Origin of the sequence: Pseudomonas sp. Je.1.5.c, from assembly GCF_051129895.1 — a bacterium.
In the GTDB taxonomy this organism is placed as follows: domain Bacteria; phylum Pseudomonadota; class Gammaproteobacteria; order Pseudomonadales; family Pseudomonadaceae; genus Aquipseudomonas; species Aquipseudomonas urmiensis.
Window position 1 is genome coordinate 148255 of sequence record NZ_JBCPSP010000008.1, and the last position, 12662, is coordinate 160916.

Annotated in this window: 8 protein-coding genes; 6 read left to right on the top strand and 2 right to left on the bottom strand. The window is 63.1% G+C overall.

What is annotated here, in order from left to right; genetic code table 11:
• The first annotated feature begins 243 nt into the window (after nt 1-243).
• Together AAZU54_RS09465 and AAZU54_RS09470 are read left to right on the top strand one after the other, a co-directional pair.
• Nucleotides 244-1494 carry a 3-deoxy-7-phosphoheptulonate synthase gene (locus tag AAZU54_RS09465; RefSeq protein ID WP_434727058.1) on the top strand — a complete coding sequence of 417 codons (1251 nt, stop codon included), beginning with the start codon at nt 244-246 and terminating at the stop codon, nt 1492-1494.
• Between the two features lie 36 nt (nt 1495-1530).
• Entirely contained in the window at nt 1531-2727 is a 1197-nt protein-coding gene (locus tag AAZU54_RS09470; RefSeq protein WP_434727059.1) for an MFS transporter, read from the top strand.
• Nucleotides 2728-2730: 3 nt separating this feature from the next.
• Here the strand turns inward: AAZU54_RS09470 and AAZU54_RS09475 are convergent, their stop codons facing one another.
• Both AAZU54_RS09475 and AAZU54_RS09480 read right to left on the bottom strand, forming a co-directional pair.
• Entirely contained in the window at nt 2731-3870 is a 1140-nt protein-coding gene (locus AAZU54_RS09475; RefSeq protein WP_186554396.1) for a glycerate kinase, read from the bottom strand.
• 178 nt (nt 3871-4048) lie between these two features.
• Complete coding sequence (locus AAZU54_RS09480) at nt 4049-5146, bottom strand: sugar diacid recognition domain-containing protein (RefSeq protein WP_186554395.1); 1098 nt, start codon at nt 5144-5146, stop codon at nt 4049-4051.
• A gap of 162 nt (nt 5147-5308) precedes the next feature.
• On the opposite strand from AAZU54_RS09480, the gene AAZU54_RS09485 reads away from it, so the two are divergent.
• From AAZU54_RS09485 to AAZU54_RS09500, 4 genes are all read left to right on the top strand, one after another.
• Nucleotides 5309-6637 carry an MFS transporter gene (locus AAZU54_RS09485; protein ID WP_434727060.1) on the top strand — a complete coding sequence of 443 codons (1329 nt, stop codon included), beginning with the start codon at nt 5309-5311 and terminating at the stop codon, nt 6635-6637.
• 138 nt (nt 6638-6775) lie between these two features.
• The gene (locus AAZU54_RS09490; protein WP_434727061.1) at nt 6776-8311 is read left to right on the top strand and encodes an FAD-dependent oxidoreductase; all 1536 of its coding nucleotides are present in this window, start codon (nt 6776-6778) and stop codon (nt 8309-8311) included.
• A gap of 78 nt (nt 8312-8389) precedes the next feature.
• The gene (locus tag AAZU54_RS09495) at nt 8390-10405 is read left to right on the top strand and encodes a DUF262 domain-containing protein (RefSeq protein ID WP_434727062.1); all 2016 of its coding nucleotides are present in this window, start codon (nt 8390-8392) and stop codon (nt 10403-10405) included.
• A 247-nt stretch (nt 10406-10652) separates the two neighbouring features.
• Complete coding sequence (locus AAZU54_RS09500; RefSeq protein WP_434727063.1) at nt 10653-12578, top strand: sigma-54-dependent Fis family transcriptional regulator; 1926 nt, start codon at nt 10653-10655, stop codon at nt 12576-12578.
• Nucleotides 12579-12662 lie beyond the last annotated feature (84 nt).

The following is a 12662-nucleotide window of genomic DNA, read 5'->3' on the forward strand; positions in this document are numbered from 1 at the left end:
GAGTAAAATACTATTTTCGACCCTGCGGTGAGAGTCGCGAAGTATTAGTTGCCCTTGAAATACAATGATTTAGCGTAGGAAGCGAGGCCAGAAAATAACCATCCGCCGACGCCACGGGGGTGTTGGCCGAGTATCAGATAAAGACGTTTATTGTATTTCCCAAGCTGTGTCGTCACTGCGCACTATCGCCGCCACCTGCAGCACTTGCAGATTGAGCGACGATCATTCAGGGAGACACAGATCATGTTGAGCACATGCGCCCAGGTGCTGGACGGCCAGACGGCCTGGACACCCGATTCATGGCGCGAACGTATCGCCGCCCAGCAACCCCACTATGCCGATGCCCAGGGCTTGCGCCAGGCCGCTACCCACCTGCGCCAAGCCGCCCCGCTGGTCAGTGCGCAATCAATCGATTTGCTCAAAACCCGCTTGGCTCAGGCGCAACAGGGCCGTGCCTTCGTCCTGCAAGGCGGCGACTGCGCCGAGGCCTTTGCCGACACCGACCCCGCTGCGCTCAAGCGCCTGCTGGTGCTGATGGAACACATGAGCCAGGCGCTGATGCCCGGCCTGCAACGGCCGGTGATCAAGATCGGCCGCTTGGCTGGGCAATATGCCAAACCGCGCTCCAGTGATATCGAGACCCATGCTGGCCTGAGCTTGCCGGTCTATCGCGGCGATATCGTCAACCAAGCCGAGTTCTGCCCGCAGGCACGCCGGGCTGATCCTGCCCGCTTGCTACAGGCCTACGCCCACTCCGCCAGTACCCTGGAGCATGCCCGGGCGATCCAGGCCATCATGCACAGCGACAACCTGGCCGAGCGAAGCCTGTTCATCTCCCATGAGGCCCTGCTGCTCGAATATGAGCAAAGCCTGACCCGCCAACAGGCCGATGGACGCTGGCTCAACCAGTCCACCCACCTGCCTTGGATCGGCCTGCGCACCGCCCAGCCCGACGGCGCCCATGTGGAGTACCTGCGTGGGGTGGACAACCCGCTGGCGGTCAAGGTCGGTGCCGACACCACGGCCAGTGACCTGCTGCAGTTGGTCGAGCGCCTCAACCCGGGCAATCAGCCAGGCCGATTGACCCTGATCCACCGCATGGGCGCGCTGTTACTGGGCGAGCGTCTAGGTGCGCTGATCGATGCGCTAAAGCGCGCCGATGCCAAGGTGTTGTGGCTGTGCGACCCCATGCACGGCAACACCCGCACCCTGCCCTGCGCCACCAAGACCCGCGCCTTCGACGACATCCTCGCGGAAATCGCCATGGCCTTCCGGGTGCATGCCCGGCACGGTTCGATCCTCGGCGGCCTGCACCTGGAAATGACCGGCGAGGCGGTCACCGAATGCCTCGGCGGCCCCGCCGATCTGCAAGCGAGCGACCTCGGCCAGTGCTACCTGAGCAAGGTCGACCCACGCCTGAACGGTGAGCAAGCCCTGGAGCTGGCGCGGCGGGTCAGCCTTGATCGCCTCGCCTGCAACGCCGACATCCGTTAACCTTCTCCTTCACTCAAGGATGAGTCTGATACACCAATGCCTATCGTCATTTACGTTTTTTCGCTGTGCACTTTCGCATTTGGCCTGTCTGAATTCGTCGTCGCCGGTCTGGTCTCGGTCATGGCTGACGACCTTGGCAGCCCAATCACCGCAGTAGGTTCGGCGATTGCCGCGTATGCCTTGGGCGCTGCCATTGGCGCACCGATTCTCACTGCGCTGCTGGTGACCTGGCGCGATCGCGCGGTATTGCTGATGACCCTGGCGGTGCTCGGCCTGGGCAGTTTGCTGCTGGCTAAAGTCGATCAACTACTGGCGCTGTACCTGCTGCGCTTCCTGATTGGCCTAGCCCATGGGGTGTTCATGGCCGTTGCCTCCAACGTTGCAGTCAAACTGGTCGAGCCGGCGCGCGCCGGCCGCGCGCTGTCGGTGGTGTGGATCGGCCTGACCTTGTCGTTGGCGCTGGGTGTGCCGCTTGGCACCGTGCTGGGCAGCTTCTGGTCATGGCGGGTGATTTTTGTCGTGCTGGGTGTGCTGGGCTTGTTCAGCGTGATTGGGCTGCTGCGGCTGATGCCCAGCGAGGGCGCGCCCCAGACTGCCCCGCAGGGTGGGCCGATTGCCAGTCTGGCGGCAATCATGCACACCGCGCTGCTGTCGGCTGCGGGGATTGCCATGTTGGTCAGCGTGGCGGTGTTCTCATTCTTCACTTATGTGTCACCGTTTGTGCTGGAGGTGACCGAGGGAGGCGTGCAGCTGCTAGGGCTGGCGATGCTGATGTTCGGTGGCTGCACGATCCTTGGCAACCTGCTGGGCGGCTATGTCGCCGATCGCTACGACAGCACGCGCTGCCTGATGGCTGCCCTGAGCTTGCTCGCCGCGAGCTTGGCGCTGCTGTACGTCGCCAAGCATTGCGCGTGGGCGGTGCTGGTATTGGTCGGCGTGCTCGGCGCGCTGTTCTTTGCCATTGTCACCCTGTCGACCTTGCGTCTGCTCAACCTGGCTAAAACCCTCGCACCCCATGCCACCGGCGTGGCCTCCGGCCTGAGCATCGCCGCGTTCAACCTCGGCACAGCAGTGGGTGGCGGCATTGGTGGCGGGTTGATCACTCACCTGGGCTTGGCCTACTTGCCCCTGGCCGGGGTTGGCGCGGCGCTGATCGCGCTGCTGGCACTGAGCGCGCAGGCAGCGCCTGATCCGGCACCTGCTGCGCACGCCGAACCGCAACGCCAGCGCTGATCTTCAGCCTTGGCGGGCGCAGCGCCACAGCCTGGCGATGTCACTGGCGCGTGCCCGCAGCAGCTCAGGTGCATTGGCACAGGCTTGCTCCAGGGTCATCGGGCCACTGGCCAAGGCAAAGGCTGCATCGATACCGTGGGCATACAGCTGCTGATAGCCCTCGCCCAAGGTGCCGGCGAGCACTACCACCGGCACGCCGTGGCGCTTGGCGACCCGGGCTACGCCCATTGGGGTTTTGCCGCGCAGGGTCTGCGCATCGAACCGGCCTTCACCGGTAATCAGCAGATCAGCCCCCTGGACCAGCGCATCCAGGCCGGCCAGCTCGGCCACCACTTCGACCCCAGGGCGGAAACGCGCGCCCATGAACGCCTTGGCCGCAAAGCCCATGCCGCCGGCTGCGCCACACCCTGGAAAGTCACGTACATCTTCACCCAAAAGTGGCGCACAGTGATCGGCAAAATGGCCCAAGGCCTGGTCCAGCGCCTGCACCTGCGCAGGGCTTGCGCCCTTCTGCGGGCCAAAGATGGCCGAGGCGCCGTTAGGCCCGCACAGCGGATTGTCGACGTCTGCCGCGACCTCGACCTGTACTTCGGCCAGACGCGGGTCGAGGCCGCTGGCGTCGATCCGCGCCAACTGCGCCAGGGCCAGGCCGCCCTCGGCGAGAGGTTGGCCGTTGCCATCCAATAGGCGCAGGCCAAGCGCACGCAGCATGCCGCTGCCGCCGTCATTGGTGGCACTGCCGCCGATGGCCAGGACGATCCGCCGCGCACCGGCCGCCAGGGCCGCCGCAATCAGCTCGCCAGTGCCCCAGGTGCTGCTGCTACAAGCATCGCGCTGACCGGTCGGGACCAGTTGCAGGCCGCTGGCCTGGGCCATTTCGATGATCGCGGTGCGGCTTTGCGCAAGCCAACCCCAGCCGGCTTCGACGCTCTCGCCCAGTGGGCCACGGACCTGTTGCCGACGCAGTTCGCCCTGGCTTGCGGCCAGGATCGCCTCCATGGTGCCCTCGCCGCCGTCGGCCATGGGGCATTCAACGTAGTCGGCGTGCGGCCAGACCTCGGCCAGGCCGCTGGCAATGGCCCGGGCGACACCGGCAGCATCGAGGCTGTCCTTGAACGAATCGGGGGCGATAACGACTTTCATGGGGATTCTCCTGATCCAGATAGCCCGCATGCTGACAGTTGCGCCGCGCAGGGGCCTCGGTCGGATGCACAAAAGCCTGGCTGGGTTGTTTGGGCATATGCCTTTGCACGGGTGTTTGGGTTGCTTGGGCTGGCCTCATCGCGGGGCAAGCCCGCTCCCACGATAATCAGCCGAGCTATTACTGCGCAGGTAACAATTGCAGTCCCAAGTACAAGCTCAGCATCCCTTCCAGACGCTGCGGGTCGACCTCGCTCAGCTCGGCGATGCGCTCCAGGCGGTAGCGCAGGCTATTGCGATGAATCCCCAGCGCCTCGGCACAGGCCTGGCTCTGCCCATCATGCGCGCACCAGGCGCGCAGGGTCGCCAGTAACTGGCCACTGGCATCCTTGGCGCGAATCCGCTGCAACGGCTCAAGCAGCTCATCCAAGGCATCATCGTTGCGGTGGCGCCAGAGCAGGGTCGGCAAGCGATAACGCGCCAGGCTCAGCAGCCGCTCGCCAGGCAAAACCTCGCGGCCATAGGCCAACAGGTCACGTACTCGCCGATAGCCTTTGCGCAACTGCTCCAGGCTCTGCGCCGGTTGCCCCAGGGCCAGGCGCTGCACCTGCCAGCCGTGGCGTTGCAAACGCTCGAGCAAACGCTGCTCGTCCAATACCAGCCCGGCCGGCCGACACCACAGCAACGACTCGCGTGCGGGGCTGACGCACCAGCTGTCTGGGTAACGGCTCATCAGCCAGGCCGACAGTGCCTCGGCCGGTGGCCCAGAATGCAACTCGAACAGGCACGGCACCCGCGCCAGTTGTGGTTTCAGGCCTAACTGCTGGGCCTCGTCCAGCAACCGCGTGGAGTCGCCGCTACTGCCCAGCAGCAAGGCCAGCAGATCATCACAGCGCTGGCGCCGCCATTGCTGCTCGACTTGCAGGTGGCGCTGGGCAAGCAGCATCTCGGCGGTCATGCGCACCAATTCGCCGAAGGTGCGCAGTTGCTGCGGATCGCCAGTCAGGCCGAGCACGCCGATCAAGCGGCCATCGAGCATCAATGGCAGGTTCACCCCAGGTTGCACGCCCTTGAGGCACTTGGCGGCTTCACCGTCCAGCTCGACGATACGCCCGTTGGCCAGTACCAGCTGGGCGCCCTCGTGACGGGTATTGATCCGCTCCGGCTCGCCACTGCCCAGGATCAGGCCCTGGCTGTCCATGACGTTGACGTTGCACGGCAAGATGGCCATCGCCCGATCGACGATGTCCTGCGCCAGGTCATGGTCCAGTTCGAACATTCAACGATCCTTGCAGTGATAGGATTTGGGCCGCAGCACAGCAGCCAGCGCACCGAGCTGTGCAAAAGCACAAAGACAGCCGCGCCGCGGTCCCCGAGACTCGTCAGGGCGAGCGCCGGCACAGGCGACGCGGCGACAACCATAACAACAGAGAACCCGATCATGGCACACAGCCCTGCCCCTGACCAAGGCCAAGACATCAGCCGCAACGCGCTCTACCGGCGCATCACCTTGCGGTTGATTCCGTTCATTTTCATCTGCTACCTGTTCAACTACCTGGACCGCGTCAACGTCGGCTTTGCCAAGCTGCAGATGCTCGACGCACTGAAATTCAGCGAAACCGTCTACGGCCTCGGCGCCGGGATCTTCTTCATCGGCTACGTGCTGTGCGGCCTGCCCAGCAACCTGGCGCTCAACCGCTTCGGCCCGCGGCGCTGGATCGCGGTGATGATGATCGCCTGGGGCAGCCTCTCGACCTGCCTGCTGTTCGTCACCACCCCCACCGAGTTCTACGCCCTGCGCCTGCTCACCGGCGCCGCGGAAGCTGGCTTCTTCCCAGGCGTGGTGCTGTACCTCTCGCGCTGGTTCCCGGCCGATCGGCGTGGGCGGATCATGGCCCTGTTCATGTCGGCGATTCCGGTTTCCGGCCTACTTGGCGGGCCGTTCTCCGGCTGGATCCTGGAACACTTCGCTGCCGGCCAACATGGCTTGGCAGGCTGGCAATGGATGTTCCTGATCCAGGGGCTGCCGACTGTGGTGCTGGGGATCCTGGCGATCAAGCTACTCAGCGATGGCTACCACAAAGCCGCCTGGCTGAGCCCGGCCGAACGTCAACTGATCGAAGCCGACCTCAAGGCCGATGCTGCCAGCAAGCCGGCCACCAGTGGCGACAGCGTGCTGTCAGTGTTGACCAATCCGCTGATCTGGACATTCGGTTTCGTCTATTTCTGCATCCAGAGCGGGGTCTACGCGATCAACTTCTGGCTGCCATCGATCATCAAGAACATGGGCTTCGACAACCCGCTGCTGATCGGCTGGCTGAGTGCCATCCCGTACCTGCTGGCGGGCGTGTTCATGATCATCGTGGGCCGCTCGGCTGACCTGCGCAACGAGCGTCGCTGGCACTTGGTGGTGCCGATGCTGATGGGCGCTATCGGCCTGCTGATCGCGGTGAACTTCGCCGCCAGCCCGACCATCGCCATCCTTGGCCTGTCGATTGCCACCATGGGCGCGTTGACTGGCCTGCCGATGTTCTGGCCGATGCCTACCGCGCTGCTTAGCGCCGGTGCAGCCGTCGCGGGGCTGGCGATCATCAACTCGGTGGGGCAGATGGCCGGTTTTCTCAGCCCGTACCTGGTGGGCTTCATCAAGGACCAGACCGGTTCCACCGATGCCGCGCTGTACTCGCTGGCCGGCTTGATCGTGGTCGGCAGCCTGGTGGCCTTGCGCGTTACCCGTAGCGGTGCGCTGAAGGCCGCTCGCGCCAACTGAAGCGGTTTGCGGGCAAGTCGCTAACGACTTGCCCGCACACTTGCCGGTTTAGCCCCTGCCCCCGTCCAATCGTCAGTTCGCTGCACCCTCCTCCCGGCAAAGGCGTCCAATGACCCACAAGGTCCTTGGAGAACGCTCATGACCCAGCACGCCGTGGCCCGCCTAGAACAGCTCGAACAACAGCGCCCCCTGCGCGTACAGGTCGGCAGTGAAGAGGTGATCCTGCTCCGCCAGGGTGACCAGGTACACGCCTACCAGGCCAACTGCCCCCATGCTGGCGCACCGCTGGAAGAAGGCACGGTGTACGGCGAGCTGCTGATCTGCCCCTGGCACAAGGCCGCCTTCGCGGTGGATGAAGGGGCCGTCTGCGAGCCCCCCGCCCTGTGCGACCTGCGCCGTTACCCCACCCAGGTCAAAGCCGGTGAGGTCTGGGTCGACGACCAGCCGCTACCTGACACCCAACCCCCACGGCACAGTGATGCGCGTTGCTTTGTGGTCATCGGTGCAGGCGCTGCCGGCTGCGCGGCCGTTGCCACCCTGCTCGGCCACGGTTTTGGCGGCCGCCTGGTGTGGATCGATCAAGAGCGCCACCCCGCCTACGATCGAACCTCGCTGAGCAAATTCGTCATTGCCGGCGAAATGTCGCCTGATGAAATTCCAGCCTTGCTGGAGGCGGATGACCTGCGCCAAGGCCATCTGCAACGTGTGCACGGCAAGGTGCGTCTGCTCGATACCGGCAAACGCCAGGTGCTCCTCGCCGACGGCCAGCGCATCAACTATGACCACGCGCTGCTGGCCACCGGCGGCAAACCGCTGCGGCCCGATATCGCTGGGGTGCAATTGAGCGGTGTGTGCGTGTTGCGCTCGCGCGACGATGCCGCGCACCTGCTCGACAGCGCCGAGCCAGGCCAACCAGTGGTGATCGTCGGTGACGGTTTCATTGGCCTGGAAGCGGCCTCGGCCCTGCGCAAGTATGGGATGCAAGTGCATGTGGTGAGCCGCCACCACGTGCCATTGGCCAAGCAACTGGGCGAGCGGATTGGGCGCAGCATCCGCGAGCTGCACCAACGCAAGGGCGTGATCTTCCATGGCCCGACCGAGGTTGAACGCATCGAGGGCAGCGACAAGGTCGAAGCCGTGCTGCTGGCCAATGGCGAACGCTTGCCGACCGCATTAGTCCTGCTGGGCACCGGGGTGAAACCGGCCACCACGTTCATCCAAGGTGTGCAGTTGGCTGACGACCATTCTTTGCGGGTAGACGCGCGCATGGTGGCTGCAGAGGGCCTGTGGGCCGCCGGCGACATCGCCACCTTCCCCCTCGCCGGCCAGCCAGTGCGCATCGAACACTGGCGCCTGGCCCAGCAGCACGGAGTGATCGCTGCGGCCAATATGCTTGGCGAGCGTAGCCGCTATGACGACGTGCCGTTCTTCTGGACCTATCAGCATGGGCGAACCTATGAAGTGCTCGGGCATGGCCGCAACTGGAATCGGATCGAGTATGTCGGCGAGCCGGAGCAAGGCGATTTCATTGCCTTGCAGTGTATCGATGACCAGGTCGAGGCCGTGATCGCCAAGGGTTACGGGCGGGCGATGGCGGTCTTGTCGCAGCGCATGAAGCGGCCTCTATCAAGCAAAGATGCGCGGGCGTTGATCGATAGCTGGCCAACGGTTTGATCCAGCCGTAATGGCAAAACGCCTTGAATCAAGGCAGAATCTTCGCCCCTTACGCTGATATCTACAGGGAGTAATCAGATGGGTTTCAGCAGTGCCAACCTGCTCACCGTCCAACAGGCTTGTAACCTCTATACATTCGAGGTTCCAGAATTCCAGCGTGGATATGCCTGGGGGCAGGAGCAGTGGCAAGCGCTATGGGATGATGCGGTCAATCTTTCTCGAATGGACCGGGCGGCGCAGCACTACTGTGGGACGATCATCATTTCCCCACAGTCGGGCAGTAATGGCAAGGTCGATCTAGTTGATGGCCAACAGCGCATGACCTCAATCGCGCTGATGCTCGACGCGCTCGATACCGATGGACCGTGCATCACATTTCGCCACAACGAACCCTTGCAAACCTACTTCAACTTCTACGCTCTCAGGCAAACACACCTGAGCACCAGCCTGAAACAACATACGTCTTATTACGCACGCAACATCGCTGCGGCCCACGGTTTTTTTGTTGAGCAGGCAGAAGAACTGAGTGTCGATGAGCGCCTGGACCTGGCGATGGTGCTGCTGGAGCGGTTCAAGTTGTTCGTTTTGCAGATTCAACCTGATTTCGATGTGCATGTGGCTTTCGAGACGATCAATAATCGAGGCAAGCCGCTCTCCACCCTTGAGAAGCTGAAAAACCGCCTGATTTATCTCGCTTCCAATGCGCCGGCTAAAAAGGCTGGAGATGCCGCTATCGCAGAGGTCCATCGCTGCTGGAAGCAGGTGTACTACTCACTGGGGGCTGGCACCCACTTGCTCGACGACGATGAGTTCCTGCGGGCTCACGCGATGGGTTGGTTCCGTCACGAGCGGCGTGCCGAATGGCTGACCGCGCAATTGTTCGAGAGTGAATTCTCGATTCATGGTGAGTGCACGCCAAAGGACATCATTGCCTACGTACGTAACCTGGAGGTGGCCGCCGCCTGCTGGTTGCTCCTGCATGAACCTGAGCGGCTCGCGCCGAGTGTTGTCCAGCCGCTTCTAGCGCTGCAGAAGACGGCCAATGCTTCGGCTAAACCGCTATTGTTGTGGGCACTGGTTGGACTCGCGCTGGCGCATGATGGCCTGCTGCAAAACCCTAATATCGACGCCACCTGGTGGCGCCCGTTTGTAGACTTGGTCAAGCAGGTCGAGCGGTTCAGCATCCTTGTGGTCATGGCTAACAACCGCAGCTCAAGCATTGGCCAAAGTGACCTGAATCGTTGTGCGTATGCATTAGCCAACCCAGGACAACCAATGTATCCGGATCGTCCAGATTTACTTGCAGGCGCAGCGGGTACGGTGGCCGTCACATTTGCCCATGACTACCTCAAATCCATCATCTACAACCGCAACATCGGTCTCTATGCGGAAGACGACGATGAGGACCAGTTCTACTTCGATCCGCGCTTTGCATGGCCGGGACACTTCGATCCGACCAGGGTCCAGACCACGATTGCCGACCGGCTGCGCAAGAAGAAAGGCTTCTATAGCTGGCCGCTGGGCAAATTTATCCTCTACGCCTGGGAGGATTTCCTCTGCGGCGACCGAGGGCGCCCGCAAAAGCGCATGCCTTGGGAGAAATTCGCCTGGGACGAATCGGTAGAGCATATCTATCCGCAAACGCCCGTTAAGCTATGGCACAGTGCTATCGCACTGGACGGCCGCACCGCCCAAGCCACGCGCAATGCCATTACTCATTCCTTGGGCAACCTGGTGCTGCTGTCTCGTCCGAGAAACGCATCAGTGTCCAATGCCGCCTACCCCTCTACGAAAAACGCTCAAGGTAAGCGTGACCACTATAAAAGCGGATGCTATTCAGAGATCCAGGTTGCCCAACACTGCGAGCAGTGGACCGTACTGCAAATCGCCGCCCGAGGCATTGCGATGATGCAGCACGCTCAAAAAACCTGGGACTTTGAAGTCGTCGGCGCTGATGAGAGGCTCGTCGCCTGGCTTCCACTTCTATTCGGTGATCTGGCAGAGCGAGTGAGAAAAGGCGATTTCACCGAGCGTCCTGTCGACAATCGGGCGCTTGCCCCGTGGGTCGCTAAGTTCTCGAGGGGCCTGCAGTAGCACGTCTGCAACGGTGGAGGCAGGCTGAAGTAACCGCAGCCGCTCATGCTGCGTTGAAACGGGGCTCGGGGCGTTCCTCGCCCCGTTTCGCCTCGACTGGCCTTGACGCATGGACATCTCATGCAGCCCCTTGCATGACAACTGGCCCGCAAATCAGAGCATGCATTCCCTTGTGCAACCCGCTATGGTTTCCCTCTGACCGGCACTCGAACCGGCCCCCAGACAACGACATAACAGGGGAGCGCCCATGCCCGCGCACACCGCTGACACCCGCGCCAGTGAACTGGCCGCCTTTATCGACTGCCATTTCGCCGAACGCGGCCTGGCGCCCGAGGCGCTGATTGCCGAGTCCTGGTACCGCAGTATCAACCAGCACCGCCTCGACCCTAGCCTGCGCCATGTCGACAATATCCTCAGCGCCGCCGAGATCCGCCAGCACCAAGCCCAGCACCAGGCTTACCTGAGCATCGCCGGCCAAGGTGTCAACGGCCTGGCCCGGCGCGTGGTCGACGCCGGTTTCGCGGTACTGCTCAGCGATGCCGATGGCATCACCCTCGACGCCCGCCTGCCCCAGGACCCGCAACGCTATACCCGCGCCGGGTTGATCGTCGGGGCACGCTGGGACGAGTCGATCGCTGGCACCAACGGCATTGGCACTGCGTTGGCCTCGGAGCAGGCACTGACCATCCACCGCCAAGAGCACTTTCTGGCGGCCAATGCCCGGCTCAGTTGCTCGGTCTCACCGATTTTCGATGCGCAGAACCAGTTGCTCGGCTGCCTGAACGCCACTTGCCTGCACAACGAAGGCCCCAAGCAAGCCCAGCACCTGACCCTGCACCTGGTGATGCTGTATGCGCGGCTGATCGAAAACACCCATTTTCGCCAGTGCTACCGCGACCGCCTGACCCTGGCGCTCAAAGCGCATGACGACATTACTGACCTTGCCAACGAGCAGTTGCTCGCGCTGGACGAAGGCGGCCGGGTGATCGGCGCCAATCGCGCAGCGTTTCTCGCCCAGCCCGGCCAGTTGCTCGGCCAGCGCATCGAGCAGCTGTTGCCGGCCACCATCGATGAGCTGCTGGATCTCACTCGCGGTGGCGCACGCGGCACCCAGCTGCGCGCGCCGAACAGTGAGCACATCATCGAAGTGGGCCTGCGGGTGCCGGCAGGCTACGGCCAGCAGGCAAAACCCAGTCGGCCCGCTGCAGTGCCAAGCCATCCGGACCTTGAGCAACTGGCCGGTGGCGATGCCCAGCTGCAACAAGGCGTGTGCCGCCTGCGCAAGGTGCTGGACAAAGACATCTGCATCCTCATCACCGGCGAAACGGGTACCGGCAAAGAAGCCTTCGCCCGCGCTATCCACCAGGCCAGTCAGCGTCACGCCGGGCCTTTCGTCGCCCTCAACTGCGCGGCGATCCCCGAATCGTTGATCGAGAGCGAGCTGTTTGGCTATCGCAGCGGCAGCTTCACCGGCGCCAATCGCAAAGGCATGAAGGGCAAACTGGAACTGGCCAATGGCGGCACGTTGTTCCTCGATGAGATTGGCGACATGCCCGCCCACTTGCAGACCCGCCTGCTGCGGGTGCTGGCCGAGCGCGAATTGCAGCCGTTGGGCGCCGAGACGGCTGTTGCCTTGGATATCCAGGTGGTGTCTGCAACGCACCAGGACCTCAGCGCAATGATTGGCGAGAAGCGTTTTCGCGAGGATCTGTACTATCGCTTGTGCGGGATGCGCGTGTGCTTGCCGGCGCTGCGCGAGCGCAGCGATCGTGGGCAGTTGATCGAACGGGTGTTGGCGCGCTTGCCGGGAGGCGCCAGGGTTCGTCTCAGTGACGAAGCTCGGCAGTGTCTTGAGGGATATGCTTGGCCGGGTAACGTACGCCAGTTGCTCAATACCCTGCGCTATGCGCTGGCTTTGGCCGAGGATGGGCTAATCGAGTGCGATTGCTTGCCAGAAGAGCTGTTCACCCCGCCAGCTGCGCGGGTAACGCCTGCCCTGGGGCTGCGCCTCGGCGACCAGGTCGGGGATGCCGAAGCCAGGCATCTGCTGGGTGTTCTGCGTAACGAGCGGTGGAATATCAGTTCGGCGGCCGAGGCGGCGGGTATTTCCCGCTCGACCCTTTATCGCAAGATGAAACGCTACGGGATCGTACCGCCGAACCTGGTCGATTGACCGGGCCGGCCTCTTCGCGGGCAAGCCCGCTCCCACAGGGGCAGCGCGAATATTACCAATGGTGCTCGACGCTTTATCGCCAGT